The organism is Amycolatopsis nigrescens CSC17Ta-90, from assembly GCF_000384315.1.
In the GTDB taxonomy this organism is placed as follows: domain Bacteria; phylum Actinomycetota; class Actinomycetes; order Mycobacteriales; family Pseudonocardiaceae; genus Amycolatopsis; species Amycolatopsis nigrescens.
In genome coordinates, this window is the sequence record NZ_ARVW01000001.1 from 6151451 (window position 1) to 6168738 (window position 17288).

Genomic DNA, 17288 nt, shown 5'->3' on the forward strand with positions numbered 1-17288 from the left:
TGATCGAGTGATTGGAAAGTGTCAATCACTTCGGGCCGCTTCGGTGGCCGTACCCTTCGGTGATGCGGCAGCGACGGAAGGCTACCGAGGCGGAGGCACATGCCCTGGCGTCCGGAATAAGGCTGCGGATCATCCGGTTGACCTATGCGGACGCGCTCACCAACAAGGAGCTGGCGCAGCGGCTCGGCCGGGACCCCGCGACGACCCTGCACCACGTGCGGAAGCTGGTGGACACCGGCTTCCTGGCCGCGCAGCCGGCCAGGCGGGGCGCCAGGGGCGCCAAGGAGATCCCGTACCTGTCCACCGGCCTGTCCTGGCAGCTCGGCCTGGACGACCACCAACCGGTGCGCGCCGCCATGCTGGAGGCGTTTCTCGCCGAGGTCGCCGAGATCCCCGAACAGGACTTCGAAAATCTCGACCAGACCAGGCTGGTGTTGCGGCTCGAACCGGAACAGCGCGTGGAATTCTCCGAACGCCTCGGCGAACTGCTCGAAGAGTTCCTGGCGAAAGAGTCGCCGGAGCCGGACGCGGAGCGCACGGCGGTTTACTTCGCGCTGTACCCGAGCAGGTAAACGGTTCGGTGATCAGGGGTGAATCGTGGGACCATGGGGGAAGCGACAGTGGGAAAGGACGGAAGAAACTGACTTACACCGACATGACCGACGAGGAATTGTCCGTCGGCGAACTGGAACTCGAAGACCGCGCTTCGCTGCGCCGCGTCGCGGGACTGTCCACCGAGCTCGAGGACATCACCGAGGTCGAGTACCGGCAGCTGCGCCTCGAGCGGGTCGTGCTCGTGGGGGTCTGGACCGAAGGCACCGCGGAGCAGTCCGCGGCGTCGCTGGCCGAGCTGGCCAGGCTCGCCGAGACGGCGGGCTCCGAGGTACTGGAAGGCCTGGTGCAGCGGCGGATGAAGCCGGACCCGGCCACCTACATCGGTTCGGGGAAGGTCCGTGAGCTGCTGGACATCGTGCTGGCCACCGGCGCCGACACGGTGATCTGCGACGGTGAGCTCTCACCCGGCCAGCTGCGCCAGCTGGAGTCGAAGCTCAAGGTGAAGGTGGTCGACCGGACCGCGCTGATCCTGGACATCTTCGCGCAGCACGCGCGGTCCAGGGAGGGCAAGGCGCAGGTCGAGCTGGCCCAGCTGCAGTACCTCATCCCGCGGTTGCGCGGCTGGGGTGAGTCGCTGTCCCGCCAGGGCGGCGGCGGTGGCGGCAACGGCGGCGTCGGCCTGCGCGGTCCCGGTGAAACGAAGCTGGAGACCGATCGCCGGCGGATCAACAAGCGGGTGACCAAGCTGCGCCGGGAAATCGCCGCGATGGACACCATCCGGGTGACCAAGCGCGGCCGCCGGGTGGCCAACGAGGTGCCGAGCGTCGCGATCGTCGGCTACACCAACGCCGGCAAGTCCAGCCTGCTCAACGCCATCACCGGCGCGGGCGTGCTGGTCGAGGACGCGTTGTTCGCCACCCTGGACCCGACCACCCGCCGTTCGGCCACCCCGGACGGGCGTACCTACACGCTGACCGACACCGTCGGTTTCGTGCGGCACCTGCCGCACCAGCTCGTGGACGCCTTCCGGTCCACTTTGGACGAAGCGGCCGACGCGGACCTGCTGGTGCACGTGGTGGACGGTTCGGACCCGGCGCCGGAGGAGCAGGTCAACGCGGTGCACCAGGTGCTCGCCGAGATCACCCAGCGCCGCTCGGACCCGTTGCCGCCGGAGCTGATCGTGATCAACAAGTCGGATGCCGCGGACGAGCTTTCGCTGGCCAGGCTCCGGCATGTGCTGCCCCGCGCGGCGGTGGTGTCCGCACGCAGTGGTGCCGGCATCACCGAACTGGTCGAGGCCATCGCCGAACGGCTGCCGCGGCCGGAGGTCGTGATCGAGGCCGTCGTGCCGTACACCCGCGGCGAGCTCGTCGCCAGGGTGCACGCGGACGGCGAGATCCTGACCGAGGAGCACGGCGAGCACGGCACCCGGCTGCGGGCCAAGGTGCACCCGGAGCTGGCCGCCGCGCTGAAGGGCTACGCGGTGGACACGTCACCGGCCTGAGGGTCGGTACGGTGAGGAGCGTGAGGCTCCTCTGCGTATCCGTGCTGGTCGCTCTCTCCGCACTGCTCACCACTCCGGCGCGGGCCGCTCAGGCGCCCGCGCCGGAGCCCGTGTGCAAGGTCGGGGAGAAGCGCCTCGGCGAGCTGTCCGGTCTGGTCAGCGACGGCGACCGCTGGTACGCGATCAACGACGGCGGCACGAAGATCGAGATCTTCGTGCTCGGCAAGGACTGCGCACTGCAGCGGGTGATCAGCAACCAGGCCGATCCGTACGACGTGGAGGATCTCGCCCGCGACGCCGACGGCACGCTGTGGCTGGCTGACACCGGGGACAACCGCAAGCAGCGGGATACCGTCGCGCTGCACGCCGTCACCCCGCAGGGCAAGGGCACGCTGTACCGGCTGACCTACCCGGACGGCCAGCACGACACCGAGGCGCTGCTGCTGGACCGCTCCGGCACGCCGTACCTGATCACCAAGAACGTGCTCGGCTCGGCGGAGATCTACCGGCCCACCGGCAAGCTCGCCAGCCCGGGGCCGACCGTGCTGGAAAAGGTGGGCTCGGTCGCGCTGAAGTCCACCGACACCCAGGGCGGTCCGGTGGGCGGTATCGGCTCGGTCCTGGTCACCGGCGCCGCGTCCACCGCGGACGGCAAGGTGGTGGCGCTGCGCACCTACACCGACGCCTACCTGTTCTCGGCACCGGACGGTGACGTGGCGGCCGCGTTGAAACGGGAACCGGTGCGCGTTCCGCTGCCGGGGGAGAAACAGGGCGAGGCGATCGCGTTCGAGCCGGACGGCACGCTGCTGTCCGCGAGCGAGGGCGTCGGCGAGTCGATCCGGGCCGTGCGCGGTGCGGCCGGGTTGGTGGCGCCGGCCGAGAACTCTTCGGATTCTTCGGGCTCTCCGGGGCAGTCGGCGGACGGTCAGTCCGGGGACTCCGGGGTGCCGATGGTGCCCGCGCTCGGCATAGCCGTGGTGGTGGCGGGCGGGCTGCTCTGGGGATTCGGCAAGCTCCGACGGCGGCGTTAGGCAAGAGAGCTAGCGAAGAGAACGGCGTCGATGGCCGGAGCGGTCCGGCCATCGACGCCGAGGAAGCTTCAGAGCCTGCGCAGCACCGCGACCACCTTGCCGAGGATGGTCGCGTCGTCACCGGGAATGGGGTCGTATGCCTCGTTGTGCGGCATCAGCCAGACGTGCCCGTCGCGGTGCTTGAACGTCTTCACGGTGGCCTCGCCATCGATCATCGCGGCCACGATCTCGCCGTTGTTGGCGGTGGGCTGCTGGCGCACCACCACCCAGTCGCCGTCGGTGATCGCGGCGTCGACCATCGAGTCACCGGAGACGCTGAGCAGGAACACGTCCCCTTCGCCGACGATGTCCTTCGGCAGCGGGAAGACGTCCTCGACGGCCTGTTCGGCGAGCACCGGGCCACCGGCCGCGATCCGGCCGAGCAGCGGCACGTACGCCGGCTTGGGCAGCTGCTCCGGCTCGATCGCGGTGCCGGTATCGGCGGAGAGCACACCGACCGCGCGCGGCCGGTTCGCGTCCCGGCGCAGATAACCCTTGCGCTGCAGCGCGCGCAGCTGGTGGGAGACCGAGGAGGTGGAGGTGAGCCCGACCTGCTCGCCGATCTCGCGCACGCTCGGCGGATAGCCGAACCGCTCCACCCAGTCGCGGATCACCTGCAGCACCTGCTGCTGCCGAGGCGTCAGGCTCTCGTCGACGTCTTCGGGCTCCGGCAGGGCGTGTACCTTGCCCCCGACGGTCTCCACGCCGTTCTTGAGGTCGCCGTTGTCGCCTGCCACTGTGTTTCCTCCCAGCTGCTCGCGGCCTGACCGGCACCGGGACCGCTGCCCGTTCCGGTCCGCCGCTCCGGTGTCCTGGTCTCCGACGCTAGCCCCCCGCACGGGCGATTTCAAACATTTGTTCGAACGACACGCCGCCCCCACTCGATTTTGTCGGTGCGCAGTGGTACACATTCGCACGGACGTTCGATAGAACGGGTGTTCGACCGGTGGCCCGAAGTGCGGCGCCGGAGGAGTGGGAACTGCGAGGAGGTTCCGTGATGGCGGTTCTGGTCGACGAGGGCTGGGTGCGCGAAACGGGTGGCACCGGGACCATGCGTCCCGCCGGTCCGATGAGGACGGTCCCACGGGTGCGGAGGTATCCGAGCCATCCGCGTCCAGGTGAGACGAGGCGGCCGCCGCACCGGGCCAGGGTGGTGGCCGGGCATCGGCCGGCCGGTGCCGCGCGCTGCGCGCCCCGGCGGCTGCCGGTGCGCTGGCCGTGGCTGGCCGCGCTGGCGCTGGCCGCCTTCCTCTTCGTGGGCGGCATGGGGCTGCTGGCGAACGGGATGGCCACCACCGAGGTGCCCGCGCAGACCACGACGGTGTCGGTCGGTGTCGGCGAGTCGCTCTGGGACGTGGCCGAGCGGGTCGCCCCGGACAGCGACCCGGCCGCCGTGGTCTCCCGGATCGAGGAGCTCAACGGTCTCGGCGACGCCGGTGACGTGCTGGTCGCCGCCGGGCTGCCGCTGACCGTGCCGTTCCAGCAGGACCGCTGAGGGAGTTGAGGAGACGGCACCTTTTGTGCCTTTCACGCCTTTGGCCGCTTGCCTTCGCCGCTCTCACCCGGATGGGGCAGTTGTGCGAGAGCCGGACGCGATCTAGGGTCGACCGCTATATATAGTAGTTACACGGCTGTAGTTGGTCCACAAGTTGGGGTAGAATCCGAACTAGTTGTCCACAGCTTGCCGGTGTTCACCCACCGGATATCCACAGAACGATCAACAGGTCGGCCGTTGCGTGGCGGCGTGGATGTCCAGGGGCGGTCGTCTCGGAGGGAAGTGATCGGCGGATGCGTTGCCCGTTCTGCCGTCATGCCGACTCCCGGGTGGTCGACTCCCGTGAAGTGGATGAAGGTCAGGCGATCCGCCGCCGGAGGTCTTGCTCCGAGTGCGGCCGCCGGTTCACCACCTCGGAGACGATGGTGCTCGCCGTCGTCAAGCGGTCCGGGGTCACCGAGCAGTTCAGCAGGGACAAGGTCGTTCGGGGCGTGCGCCGCGCGTGCCAGGGCAGGCCCGTCGATGACGACGCGCTGCAGCAGCTGGCACAGCGCGTGGAGGAGTCGATCCGGTCCGCCGGAGTCGCGGAGATCCCGAGCAACGAGGTCGGCCTTGCCATCCTCGGCCCGCTTCGCGAACTCGACGAGGTCGCTTATCTCCGGTTCGCCAGTGTCTACCGCTCCTTTTCCTCGGTCGAGGATTTCGAAAAGGAGATCGCGGGCCTTCGTGAAGCCATGGCGGGTTCGGTTGCGCCGGACGAAAGCGAGGGGCGTCGCACCGGCGACTGAGATCGCCGGGCGCGCCGGAGTGAGGGAGTACCCATGACAGAGACCGTGGGCGCGAGTGCGGCGACCCGGAAGTCGAGCAAGAAGACCAAGCGCGGGCTCGGCCTGGAGCGCGTGTTCACCACCGAGGGCGTGCACCCCTACGACGAGGTGACCTGGGAGCACCGCGACGTGGTGATGACGAACTGGCGCGACGGCACGGTGAACTTCGAGCAGCGCGGCGTCGAGTTCCCGCAGTTCTGGTCGGTGAACGCGACCAACATCGTCACCAGCAAGTACTTCCGCGGCGCGGTGGGCACCCCGCAGCGCGAGCACAGCCTGAAGCAGCTGATCGACCGGGTGGTCAAGACCTACGTCAAGGCCGGCACCGAGCACGGCTACTTCGCCACACCCGCGGACACCGAGATCTTCGAGCACGAGCTGACCTGGATGCTGCTGCACCAGGTGTTCAGCTTCAACTCGCCGGTGTGGTTCAACGTGGGCACCAGCTCGAAGCAGCAGGTTTCGGCCTGCTTCATCCTGGCCGTGGACGACACCATGGAGTCGATCCTCAACTGGTACCGCGAAGAGGGCCTGATCTTCAAGGGCGGCTCCGGCGCGGGCCTGAACCTTTCCCGCATCCGGTCGTCGCGGGAGCTGCTCTCCTCGGGCGGCACCGCCTCCGGGCCGGTTTCGTTCATGCGCGGCGCGGACGCCTCGGCGGGCACCATCAAGTCCGGTGGCGCGACCCGCCGCGCGGCCAAGATGGTGGTGCTCGACGTGGACCACCCCGACGTCGAGGAGTTCATCCAGACCAAGGCGCGCGAGGAAGAGAAGATCAAGGTCCTGCGCGACGCCGGGTTCGACATGGACCTGTCCGGTTCGGACATCACCTCGGTGCAGTACCAGAACGCGAACAACTCGATCCGGGTCTCCGACGAGTTCATGCGCGCGGTGGACTCCGCCGGCGACTTCGGCCTGCGCGCCAGGATGACCGGCGAGGTGCTGGAGCGGGTGGACGCCAGGAAGCTGTTCCGCGGCATGGCCACCGCGGCCTGGGAGTGCGCGGACCCCGGCATGCAGTACGACGACACCATCAACGACTGGCACACCTGCCCGGAGTCGGGCCGGATCACCGCGTCGAACCCGTGCTCGGAGTACATGCACCTGGACAACTCGAGCTGCAACCTGGCGTCGCTGAACCTGCTGAAGTTCGTCACCGCCGAAGGCACCTTCGACGCGCCGCTGTTCGCCAAGGCGGTCGAGTTCGTGATCACCGCGATGGACATTTCGATCTGCTTCGCGGACTTCCCGACCGAGGCCATCGGGGACACCACGCGGAAGTTCCGGCAGCTCGGCATCGGCTACGCGAACCTCGGTGCGCTGCTGATGGCGCTCGGGCACGCCTACGACTCCGAAGGCGGCCGTGCGCTGGCCGCGGGCATCACCTCGCTGATGACCGGTGTCTCCTACCGTCGCTCCGCCGAGCTGGCCGGGGTGGTCGGCGCGTACGAGGGCTACGCCCGCAACGCCGAACCGCACCAGCGGGTGATGCGCAAGCACGCGGCGGCCAACGACGAGATCCGCACCCACCACGCGAACGACGCGGCGGTGCGTGCGCTGGCCACCGAGGAGTGGCAGCGCGGGATCGAGATCGGCACGGTCAACGGCTGGCGCAACGCGCAGGCCAGCGTGCTCGCGCCGACCGGCACGATCGGCTTCATGATGGACTGCGACACCACCGGTATCGAGCCGGACTTCTCGCTGGTCAAGTTCAAGAAGCTGGTCGGCGGCGGTTCGATGCAGATCGTCAACCAGACCGTGCCGAGGGCGCTGACCTCGCTGGGCTACCAGGCCGAGCAGGTGGAGGCGATCGTCGAGTACGTCGCGCAGCACGGGCACGTGATCGACGCGCCCGGCCTCAAGCCGGAGCACTACGGGGTCTTCGACTGCGCGGTGGGTGAGCGCTCGATCGCCCCGATGGGCCACGTGCGGATGATGGCCGCGGTGCAGCCGTTCCTGTCCGGTGCCATCTCCAAGACGGTGAACATGCCGGAGTCGGCCACCGTCGAGGACGTGGAGGAGATCTACTTCCAGGGCTGGAAGCTGGGCCTCAAGGCGCTGGCCATCTACCGGGACAACTGCAAGGTCGGCCAGCCGCTGTCCACCGGCAAGAAGAAGGCCGCCGACGCCGAGCCGGAAAAGGTGGTCGAGTACCGCCCGGTGCGCAAGCGGCTGCCGAAGAAGCGGCCCAGCCAGACCGTTTCCTTCACCGTCGGCGGCGCCGAGGGCTACCTGCACGCCGGGTCCTACCCGGACGACGGGCTGGGCGAGATCTTCGTCAAGCTCGGCAAGCAGGGCTCCACGCTGGCCGGGGTGATGGATGCCTTCTCGATGTCCATTTCGGTCGGTCTGCAGTACGGGATTCCGCTGGAGTTCTACGTTTCCAAGTTCTCCAACCTCCGGTTCGAGCCGGCAGGGATGACCGACGACCCGGATGTCCGGATCGCCACCAGCGTGCTGGACTACCTGTTCCGCAGGCTGGCGCTGGACTACCTGCCGTACGAGAAGCGCATGCAGCTCGGCATCTTCACCGCCGACGAGCGCTCCGCGCAGGTCGAGGCGGACTACGGGTCTTCGGCCCCGGAACCGGAGAGCATGGACCTGGAGGCCCTGCGGACCAGTGTGGACTCGACCGGCTCCGGCCAGGTCGAGGACGGGGAAGATGACACCGTCGCCGCGGATTCCTCCGCCGCACCGGCCCGTTCCGCGCAGACCAGCGCCGAGCTGATGGAGCTGCACCTCGGCAAGGTCGCCGACGCGCCCCTGTGCATGACCTGCGGCACCAAGATGCGCCCTGCCGGTTCCTGCTACGCCTGCGAAGGCTGCGGAGCCACCTCCGGCTGCAGCTGATAACAACGCACTGCCCGAAGCGGGGATCGGCCGGAGGTGGCCGGTCCCCGCTTTGCTGTGCCGGTGAAGCCGTCAGGTCGCGAACTCGGTGGCGGCCTCGGCGAGGGCGTCCGCCAGTGGTCCCGGGGTGGACAGGAAGGGCGCGTGGTCTGCGGGCAGGCGGTACACCTTCCGGCAGGGCAGCAGGGTGTACATCCGCCGTTGGGCGATGGGGCTGAGGGCGCGATCGGCGAGGCACTCCACGTACACCCGCGGAATCCGGCCGAAGCCGGCTTCGGTCAGCTCGACGCCGGGCAGATCGGGCGGGGGCGCCGGTTCGGGTACCAGCTTGCTCGCCGCGAAGGCCGCGTCCGCCGGGTCGCACGCATTGAACAGCACCTTCTCCGGCGCGGAAACCGTCATCGTCCCGGTCCGCTCGTCCAGCACCACGTGCTCGGCGAGGATCGATCGCGGGTCCGCGCGGGAGATCTCCGGCGGGGTCATCCCGTTGGGCAGCAGGAACGCCGACACGTACGCGAGCAGGCCGACCCGGTGCGGAGCCAGCTCGGCGAGCGCCGAGACGGTCATGCCCGAGGAGCTGTGCCCGGCCAGCACCACCGGCCGGTCCTGGGTTTCGACCAGCTCGAGGAGCCGGTCGAAACCCAGCCGATCGGGGGTGTGCACCTGGTGCCCGGCGTGGCGCAGCCGGGCCGCGACCCGGTCCCAGCACCAGGCGCCGTGCCAGCGGGCGTGGATCAGCACGAAGGTGTGATTTGCATGCATATCGCACACTATAACCGTGCAAATCACACGCATTTCCGCTGGGCGGTCAGACCGCCTTGAGGAAGCCGGAGTCGACCGCGAACTCGGCCCCCGTGGTGCTCGCCGAGCGCGGCGAGACGAGCAGGGCGACCGCGTCCGCGATCTCCTGCGGGTCGGCGAACCGGCCGGTGGTCAGGCTCATCATCTCCGGCCCGAGGGTGTCCAGCACCCGGTCGCGGTCGGTGCCGGTGCCCGCCGCGATGATGTCCGCCGCACCACCTTCCTCGGTCCACCACGCGGTGCGCACGGGCCCCGGCGACACCGTGTTCACCCGGATCCCCCGCGGGCCGAACTCCTCGGACAGTGCCTTGGTGAGGTTGTTCATCCCCGCCTTCGCGGCCCCGTAGTCGACATTGGACTGCGACGGCTGACGGGCGTTGCCGGAGGACACGTTGACGATGGCGCCGCCGCCGCGCTCCAGCATCCGCGGGATGGCCGCACGCACCGCGCGCACCGCGGAGAACAGGTTGAACTCGAACATGGCCCGCCAGTCGTCGTCGCTGGCGTCCAGGAAGGAGCCGCGAGGCAGGGCGACCCCCGGCGGCGGGCCGCCGGCGTTGTTCACCAGGATGTCGAGCCCGCCGAACTCGGCCACCGCACGGGAGACGGCCTGCTCGGGGGCCTCCCGGTCCATCAGGTCGGCCGGGAAGTGCACCAGGCCGGCACCGGCCAGCGCGTCGAGGCCGGGGGAGCTCTTCCTGGAGACGGCCACCACCCTGGCGCCTTCTTCGAGCAGGGTGCGGGTCACCGCCAGCCCGATGCCCTTGGACGCACCGGTGACGACTGCGGTCCGGCCGGAAAGCTTCAGATCCATGGCATTCCTTCTCTGATCGAGTCTGCTGTGGTCGCGCCTCGCCCGCCGGGCGAGTGGAGCGCGGACTGCCCGCTCCACTGCACTGAACACCGGCCGGCTGTGGGCGGTTGCACCCGCGACGGCCGGTTACGTTCTGGCAGGCTGTCGGGTATGACCGTTGCGGAATTCGAGACGCAGCGCGGCCGCCTGTTCGGGCTGGCCTACCGGCTGATCGGCTCGGCGGAGGAAGCCGAGGACGTGGTCCAGGACGCCTTCCTGCGCTGGAACGGGGTGGACCAGCACGAGATCGAGCGGCCGTCCGCCTGGCTGGCCAAGGTGGTCACCAACCTCTCGCTGAACCGGCTCACCTCGGCCAGGGCGCGGCGCGAGCGGTACGTCGGGCCGTGGCTGCCGGAGCCCGTGGCGGCCTCGTCCGGCGACCTGGGGCCGCTGGAGACCGCCGAGCAGCGCGACTCGGTCTCGTTCGCGATGCTGGTGCTGCTGGAACGGCTGACCCCGACCGAACGGGCGGTTTTCGTGCTGCGTGAGGCCTTCGGCCACAGCTACGCGGAGATCGCCGACGTGTTGAGCCTGACCGAGCCGAACTGCCGTCAGCTGCACCGTCGGGCCGGGCAGCGGCTGGCCGAGTCGCGGCCCCGGTTCAGCCCGGACGCCGACCAGCGGCGCCGGCTGGTCGAGCGGTTCCTGGCCGCGGCGGAGGAGGGCGACGTCGACGGCCTGACCGAGTTGCTCACCGCCGACGTGGTGTCCTGGTCCGACGGCGGCGGCAAGGTCCGCGCCGGGCGGCGCCCGGTTTACGGGCGCGACAAGGTCATCAGGCTGTACCGCGGCATGTACCGCAAGTACCTCACCGACGTCCAGGTGACGATCGAAGAGGTCAACGGGGACCCGGCGGTAGCGGGCTGGTACGGCGGCAAGCTGCTCGGCGTGCTGCTACCGGAGTTCGGGGACGGCCGGATCCAGGCGCTGCGGGCGGTGGCGAACCCGGACAAGCTGCGCTACCTGGAAGGGCAGCTGCGGCACGAGTGATCCGGCTTGTCACGTCCTGGCGTCCCGTTCGGTCTGAGATGGGGGCATGCGAGGCTTTTTGCGCATGCCCCCATCGATCGGGTGCGGGTGTCCCGCAAGATTCCGCAGGGGAGCGGAGACGAGAGGAGGCGGGCTCGGTGCGTGAGTCGATTCTGGTGACCGGTGGTACCGGTGTGCTCGGGCGGCCCCTGGTGGACCGGCTGCGAGCGGACGGGCACGAGGTCGGGGTGCTGAGCCGGCACAGCGAGCCGCCGGTGGACCTGCGGGACGGCGCTGGCCTGGACGAGGCGCTGGCCGGGCGCGACGTGGTCGTGCACTGCGCGACGACCATGGGAGGTGGCGACGTGCGGGCGGCCGGCCGGCTGCTGGAGGCCGCGCACCGGGCCGGGGTCCGGCATCTGGTGTACATCTCCATCGTCGGCGTCGACCGGGTGCCGCTGCCGTACTACCGCACCAAGTTCGAGGTGGAAGGGCTGGTCGAGGGCTCCGGCCTGGAGTGGACGACCCTGCGTGCCACCCAGTTCCACCAGCTGGTGCGGCGGCTGCTGCGGGGCCTGGCCCGGCTGCCGGTGCTGCCCGTGCCGGACATGCCGATCCAGCCGGTGGACGCGGTCGAGGTGGCGCACCGGCTGGCCGAGCTGGCCGTCGCCGGGCCTGCGGGCCGCGTACCGGACTTCGGCGGACCGAAGGTCCACCCGCTGCGGGAGCTGGCCGCGACCTACCTGAGAGCCGAACGCCGTCGCCGGCCCGTGCTGCCCCTTCGCTTGCCGGGCAAGACTTTCCGCGCGTACCAGCGGGGTGAGCACACGGTGCCCGGGCTCCGCGGCGGCCGGGTCACGTTCGAGGAATTCCTTGACCGGGGCGAGTGAAATCGCGGACCCGCCGGATGTCGGCTTGACCTTGACGTAGCGTCAGCCTGCAAGCTGGCGCCCGTGAAATCGCGAACAGGGGGAGCGTGCAGCATGTCCGATACCGCTCGGTCCAATAATGCCTCGACCCGCCGGGACTTCCTTGCCTGGCTCGCCAAGAGCGGAACCGGGCTGGCGGTGGCCACCGGGGCGCTGTCGGCGCTGTCCGCCGGCACGGCGGAGGCAGGCGAATCCGAGATCACCGTGCTCGACGGGGCCACCGTGATCGACGGGACCGGCGGGCGGCCGCGTCGCGGGGTGGTGGTGCTCTCCGGGGACCGGATACTGGCGGTCGGCCCGGCCGCCCGCGGCGAGCTGCCGGCCGGGGTCCGGGTGATCGACGTGCGCGGCAAGTACGTCATCCCCGGCCTCTGGGACACCCATGTGCACACCCTGCCGATGGATCGGGTCTACCCGCCGTTGTACGTGGTCAACGGGGTCACCGGGATTCGCGAGATGTACGGCTACGGCCATCCGTCGCTGCCCGAGCTGCGGGACCGGATCAACGCGGGCACGGTGCTCGGGCCCAGGATGGTGATCGCCAGCACGATCGTCGACGGCCCGCACTCGATCCACGGGCCGACCGGTGCGGCGGTGGTCGCCACCGAAGCCGAGGCCAGGGCCGCGGTGCGCGCCGCGAAACAGCAGGGCGCGGATTTCGTCAAGGTGTACTCCTTCCTCGGCCAGGACACCTTCACCGCGATCGCGGACGAGGCTGGGCTCGTCGGCCTGCCCTTCGCCGGGCACGTGCCGGACCGGGTCTCCGCGGGGGTTGCCTCCGACGCCGGTCAGCGCAGTTTCGAGCACCTCTTCGGCCTGTTCTTCGCCACGTCCCGGCGGGAGGACGAGCTGCGGCAGCGGCTGGTCGAGACCCCGGTCGACCCGGCGAACCCGTTCGCCTGGTACGCCACGGCTCGCGCGCTGGAGCGGGAGGCGGTGCGCACGCACAGCCCGGGCCGCGCGGCGGAGCTGTTCGATCGCCTGCGGCGCAACGGAACCTGGGCTTCACCCACGCTGACCGTGCTGGAAGCGCTGTCCCTGCCGTTCAGCGCCTTCGACCCGGCGGACCCGCGACTGCGCTACCTGCCGCCTTTCATGAAGGACGTCTGGCTGGACCAGCTTTCCCGGACCGCGCCTTCCACTCCGGAAAGCATCGAGGAGCAGCGGCGGTTCTTCGAGGCGGAGCTGCGGCTGACCGGCGCGCTGCACCGGGCCGGGGTCGGCGTGCTCGCCGGGACGGACACCAACAATCCCTACTGCTTCCCCGGTTTCAGCCTGCACGACGAGCTGGCGCTGCTGGTGCGCGCCGGGCTGAGCCCGATGCGCGTGCTGCGGGCCGCGACCGCCGACGCGGCGCGGTACCTTGGCCTGGAGCACACCGTGGGCACGGTGACCCCGGGGATGGCCGCGGACCTGGTCGTGCTGGACGCCGACCCGCTCGCCGACATCCGCAACACCCGGCGCATCCACGCGGTGGTCAGCCGCGGCAAGGTGATCGACGCCGCGCGGCGCCAGGAGCTCTTCGCGGACATCGAGGCCGCGGCCGGCGAGGTGCCGCCGTTTCCCGGCGCGAAGGTGGCGGGCTGCGGCTGCCGCGGCTGAAATCCGGATCTCAGCGGGAGAGCCGGGTCCAGAGGAACTCGAAGACCAGCGCCCATTTGAACGCCAGCTGTTCGTTGTCCGCGGCCGCGCCGTGGCCGCCCTCGATGTTCTCGTGGTAGCGCACGGTGTGCCCGAACTCCCGCATCCTGGCCACCATCTTGCGGGCGTGCGCGGGATGCACCCGGTCGTCCCTGGTCGAGGTGACGAACAGGGAGGGCGGGTACTCCTGTCCACTTCGGACACCGTCGATCCGGCTGATGTGGTGGTACGGCGAGTATTCGCCGATGTAGGCCCACTCGTCCGGCTCGTCGGGGTCGCCGTACTCGGCCATCCAGGACGCCCCGGCCAGCAGCTTGTGGTAGCGCCGCATGTCCAGCAGCGGGACCTGGCTGACGATCGCGCCGAACAGCTCCGGGTAGCGGGTCAGCATCACGCCCATCAGCAGCCCGCCGTTGCTGCCGCCCATGATGCCGAGCCGCTCCGGCGCCGCGATGCCCCGCGCGGCAAGGTCGGCGGCGACCGCGGCGAAGTCCTCGTACACCAGGTGCCTGCCGGCCTTGGTGGCCTGGGTGTGCCATTCCGGGCCGTACTCCCCGCCGCCCCGGATGTTGGCCACCACGTACCCGCCGCCGCGGGCAAGCCAGCCGCGCCCGATAACCCCGCTGTAGGACGGCGTCAGCGAGATCTCGAAGCCGCCGTATCCGGTGAGCAGGACCGGGCCGCCCTCGGCGTTCGCGGGCCGCACCACGAAGTAGGGGATCCGGGTGCCGTCCTTCGAGGTCGCGAAGTACTGCGTCACCGAGATACCGGCTCCGTCGAAGAACGCGGGCGCCTTCTTCAGCACCTCCGGCGCGCCGCCGACGTGGCCGTAGGTCAGCGTGGCCGGCTCGGTGTAGCCGCTGCTGTTGAGCAGGTACTCGTCGCTGTGGTCCGGGTCGGTGTCGATGATCTCGGCGGTGCTCATGCCGAGCCCGCCCGCCAGCGGCGCCGAACGCCAGCCGTCGTCGCCGGGAGTGAGCACCCGCAGCTCGGTCTTCACGTCGGACAGCGTGCCCAGCAGCAGGTGGTTCCTGGTCCAGACGTAGGACTCCAGCGAGGTGTGCGCGTCCGGCTCGAAGACCACGGTCAGCTCGCGCGAGCCGGCGAGGTACTCGTCGAAACGCGCGGCGAGCAGGGCACCGGCCGGATACTCGGTGCCGCCGACCTGCCACGGCGAGCGGGTCCGGATGAGCAGCCACTCCCGGTAGGCGGACGCGTCGGCGTCCTCGGGCACGTCCAGCCGCTGGAAGTCCTGTAGATCACCGCCGGGGGTGCGCAGGTACCGCTCGGAGCGGTAGAAGTCGATCGCGCGGGTGACGAAGTCGCGCTGGTAGCCCTCGGTCGGGTCGTGGAACCCGGTCACCGCCACGTCTTCCGGCTTGCCTTCGTACACCGTTTCGGCTTCGGCCAGCGGGGTGCCGCGGCGCCACTCCTTGACGACCCGCGGATAACCGGAGCTGGTCAGCGAGCCGGGGCCGAAGTCGGTGCCGACGTAGATCCGGTCCCGGTCGATCCAGCCGACCTGACTTTTCGCTTCGGGCAGGGTGAACCCGTCCTCGACGAACTCGCGGCGCTCCAGGTCGAACTCGCGGACCACGGTGGCGTCCGCGCCGCCCCTGGACAGCTCGATCAGCGCCAGGGTGTAGCCGGGGCGCAGCACCGCCGCGCCCTGCCAGACCCAGTTCTCGTCCTCGGCCTCGGCCAGCGCGTCCACGTCGAGCAGCAGCTCCCAGTCCGGCCGTTCGCCGCGGTACTCCGCCAGTGTGGTGCGCCGCCACAGGCCGCGGGGATGCGCGGCGTCCTGCCAGAAGTTGTACAGATATTCGCCGCGGCGGCGGACGTACGGGATCCGGTCGTCCGCGTCCAGCACCTCGCGGATCCGCGCGCGCAGCGGTTCGAAACCGGTGCCGCCGGTCAGGTCCGCCACGGTCTCCGCGTTGCGTTCCCGCACCCAGTCCAGCGCCTGCTCGCCGGTCACGTCTTCCAACCACAGGTACGGGTCCTCGACAGCCATGCCGACAGTCTTACCGTCCGGTTCGCGGCCCGGCCAGGTGAGGGCTGTTTTCAATTCGTGACACGGCGCACGGCCGGCGTCCGTATGCTGGGCGACGGCGCCGGTTGGGGGACCGCAGCTTCATCGTCGCGGGGGAAAACATGTCCAGGGCGTCGCCGGATCTCCGCCTGCCGACCCCGAGGTGAACATGACGGTCCCTGAGGACGGCCGGGATCTCCCTGCGCACGCCGTCCGGCCGCCTGAACAGCGTGATCTGCTTGACTTGCCAGATCTGCCTGACTTGCCTGACTTGCCACAGCCTCCGCCCGCGCCGGCGCGGTCCGGCCGGAACTCGCCGTTCGCGATCTTCGGGGTGCTCGTGGTCGTGCTCGGCCTGGTCGGTGCGGTGGCGTTGCCCGGCATCGTTTCGCGGCCGGTAGCTGGGTTCGCCTCGCCCGCCCGTCCCGGCGATGCGGGCCGGGCGGACGCGCCGGAGCAGCGGCAGGAGAGCGAGGCGGCTCCGCGCGCGGTCCACGAGACGGCCGCCAACCCGTTGCTCGCGGCCGAGGTGACCCTGGCCGAGGTGACCTGCGAGCTACCGGCCCTCTCCCGGTCGGCGGAGGCGCTCACGGCCTATTACCAGGCCACCATCGGCTGCCTGGACGAGGCGTGGAGCCCCGCGCTGGCCGCCGTGCGCGAACCTTTCGAAACCGCCGGGCTCGAAGTCGTGCTGCCCAGCGACAGCGCCTGCGGTGACGCGCCTTCCAAGGAGGAGGCGCTGGCGTACTACTGCTCCGGCGACCGGGTGATCTACATGCCGCGGGACCGGCTGCTCGAAGACGCCGGGGTGGACCAGGCGCTGCACTTGTCCGTGCTGGCCCACGAGTACGGGCACCACGTCCAGGAGCTGAGCGGGATCATGGCGGGCGTGGAGAAGCTGTTGCGCCCGCTGGAGAACGGCGGTCCAGAGGAACTCGAGCTGACCCGGCGGATCGAGCTGCAGGCCAACTGCTTCGGCGGGCTGTTCGTGGCCGGCGCCGCCGGGCGGGGCGCGATCACCAAGGCGCTCGGGAACCGGGTGATGGCCGGGTTCGGTGCGGTGGACGGCAGCGACTCGCACGGCACGCGCAAGCATCAGGTCAAATGGGCCCAGGCCGGATTCGAGACCGGGAACCTGGGCGCTTGCAACACCTTCGCCGCCCCGGCCGAGGAAGTGTCCTGAGCTCACGGCGTCCAGGCGGGGTCGCGGCCGAGCAGCCCGAGTAGCTCGTCCAGCGGCGAGGCGCCCGGCCCGGTCCGGACCACCGGGGCGAAGGACGACTTCGGGTCGTCGCGCTCCGGGCCCGCCGGGATCAGCCTGGCGAAATCCAGCGCGGCCTGCACGGCCTCGAGGTCCTGCAGGTAGGGCACGCCGAGGGTTACGGCAAGGTCCCAGCCGTGCGCCACCGAATCGACCAGGTGCATGCTCAGCGCCACGGTCCCGGGGAAGGTGCCGAACTCCCGGACCGTCACCTGCCGGTTCAGCACCTCGTCGTCCTCCATCGCGGCCAGCACTGCGGTCACGGAGTCGGCGTACGCGCGGTAGGGGTCGTCGCCGAGCGAGCCGCTGTCCCAGTCCGGCGCGCTGCCTTCCCGCAGCGCGACCGCGAAGGCGGTGTTCTCGCTGACCTGGTGTCGCAGCAGGTCGCGCAGCCGCCAGCCGGCGCAGGAGGTGGGCAGGTCGAGGTCGGCGGTGCGCAGCCCGTCGGCCACCTTGTCGAAGAAGTCGAGCGCGCGGCGATCGAGTTCGCGGATGTCCATG

General features: G+C 70.2%; 15 protein-coding genes. 10 read left to right on the plus strand and 5 right to left on the minus strand.

Features of this window, described 5'->3' with window-relative positions:
- The first annotated feature begins 59 nt into the window (after window positions 1–59).
- The 3 genes from AMYNI_RS0129315 to AMYNI_RS0129325 all read left to right on the plus strand — a co-directional run bounded on the left by AMYNI_RS0129315 (window position 60) and on the right by AMYNI_RS0129325 (window position 3090).
- Window positions 60–572 (plus strand): ArsR/SmtB family transcription factor, encoded by a 513-nt coding sequence (locus AMYNI_RS0129315; RefSeq protein ID WP_026361093.1) that lies wholly within the window; start codon window positions 60–62, stop codon window positions 570–572.
- An 83-nt stretch (window positions 573–655) separates the two neighbouring features.
- Window positions 656–2059 (plus strand): GTPase HflX, encoded by a 1404-nt coding sequence (hflX, locus tag AMYNI_RS0129320; protein ID WP_020671656.1) that lies wholly within the window; start codon window positions 656–658, stop codon window positions 2057–2059.
- 20 nt (window positions 2060–2079) lie between these two features.
- Window positions 2080–3090 (plus strand): SdiA-regulated/phytase-like domain-containing protein, encoded by a 1011-nt coding sequence (locus AMYNI_RS0129325; protein ID WP_040406050.1) that lies wholly within the window; start codon window positions 2080–2082, stop codon window positions 3088–3090.
- 68 nt (window positions 3091–3158) lie between these two features.
- Here the strand turns inward: AMYNI_RS0129325 and lexA are convergent, their stop codons facing one another.
- Window positions 3159–3866 (minus strand): transcriptional repressor LexA, encoded by a 708-nt coding sequence (gene lexA / locus AMYNI_RS0129330; RefSeq protein ID WP_020671658.1) that lies wholly within the window; start codon window positions 3864–3866, stop codon window positions 3159–3161.
- Between the two features lie 260 nt (window positions 3867–4126).
- Here lexA and AMYNI_RS0129335 point away from each other — a divergent pair, with 260 nt between their 5' ends.
- From AMYNI_RS0129335 to AMYNI_RS0129345, 3 genes are all read left to right on the plus strand, one after another.
- Window positions 4127–4624, plus strand: coding sequence for a hypothetical protein (locus AMYNI_RS0129335; RefSeq protein WP_020671659.1), 498 nt, complete (start codon window positions 4127–4129; stop codon window positions 4622–4624).
- Window positions 4625–4917: 293 nt separating this feature from the next.
- Window positions 4918–5412 (plus strand): transcriptional regulator NrdR, encoded by a 495-nt coding sequence (nrdR, locus tag AMYNI_RS0129340; protein ID WP_026361096.1) that lies wholly within the window; start codon window positions 4918–4920, stop codon window positions 5410–5412.
- 33 nt (window positions 5413–5445) lie between these two features.
- Complete coding sequence (locus tag AMYNI_RS0129345) at window positions 5446–8301, plus strand: vitamin B12-dependent ribonucleotide reductase (RefSeq protein WP_020671661.1); 2856 nt, start codon at window positions 5446–5448, stop codon at window positions 8299–8301.
- 72 nt (window positions 8302–8373) lie between these two features.
- Here AMYNI_RS0129345 and AMYNI_RS0129350 read toward each other — a convergent pair whose 3' ends face one another.
- Complete coding sequence (locus AMYNI_RS0129350) at window positions 8374–9063, minus strand: alpha/beta fold hydrolase (RefSeq protein ID WP_020671662.1); 690 nt, start codon at window positions 9061–9063, stop codon at window positions 8374–8376.
- A 46-nt stretch (window positions 9064–9109) separates the two neighbouring features.
- Window positions 9110–9916: an SDR family NAD(P)-dependent oxidoreductase gene (locus AMYNI_RS0129355; RefSeq protein ID WP_020671663.1), complete on the minus strand. Its 807-nt coding sequence runs from the start codon at window positions 9914–9916 to the stop codon at window positions 9110–9112.
- Window positions 9917–10066: 150 nt separating this feature from the next.
- Here AMYNI_RS0129355 and AMYNI_RS0129360 point away from each other — a divergent pair, with 150 nt between their 5' ends.
- The 3 genes from AMYNI_RS0129360 (at window position 10067) to AMYNI_RS45595 (ending at window position 13455) form a co-directional block, all read left to right on the plus strand.
- Window positions 10067–10945 carry an RNA polymerase sigma-70 factor gene (locus AMYNI_RS0129360; protein WP_020671664.1) on the plus strand — a complete coding sequence of 293 codons (879 nt, stop codon included), beginning with the start codon at window positions 10067–10069 and terminating at the stop codon, window positions 10943–10945.
- A 137-nt stretch (window positions 10946–11082) separates the two neighbouring features.
- Entirely contained in the window at window positions 11083–11814 is a 732-nt protein-coding gene (locus AMYNI_RS0129365; protein WP_020671665.1) for an SDR family oxidoreductase, read from the plus strand.
- 93 nt (window positions 11815–11907) lie between these two features.
- On the plus strand, window positions 11908–13455 hold the full coding sequence (locus AMYNI_RS45595; protein WP_051116377.1) for an amidohydrolase family protein: 1548 nt from the start codon (window positions 11908–11910) through the stop codon (window positions 13453–13455).
- Window positions 13456–13465: 10 nt separating this feature from the next.
- Here the strand turns inward: AMYNI_RS45595 and AMYNI_RS0129375 are convergent, their stop codons facing one another.
- Window positions 13466–15508 carry a prolyl oligopeptidase family serine peptidase gene (locus tag AMYNI_RS0129375; protein ID WP_020671667.1) on the minus strand — a complete coding sequence of 681 codons (2043 nt, stop codon included), beginning with the start codon at window positions 15506–15508 and terminating at the stop codon, window positions 13466–13468.
- Window positions 15509–15797: 289 nt separating this feature from the next.
- Here AMYNI_RS0129375 and AMYNI_RS0129380 point away from each other — a divergent pair, with 289 nt between their 5' ends.
- On the plus strand, window positions 15798–16709 hold the full coding sequence (locus AMYNI_RS0129380) for a neutral zinc metallopeptidase (RefSeq protein ID WP_020671668.1): 912 nt from the start codon (window positions 15798–15800) through the stop codon (window positions 16707–16709).
- 2 nt (window positions 16710–16711) lie between these two features.
- Here the strand turns inward: AMYNI_RS0129380 and AMYNI_RS0129385 are convergent, their stop codons facing one another.
- On the minus strand, window positions 16712–17287 hold the full coding sequence (locus AMYNI_RS0129385; protein WP_020671669.1) for a TIGR03086 family metal-binding protein: 576 nt from the start codon (window positions 17285–17287) through the stop codon (window positions 16712–16714).
- Between the last annotated feature and the right edge of the window lies 1 nt (window position 17288).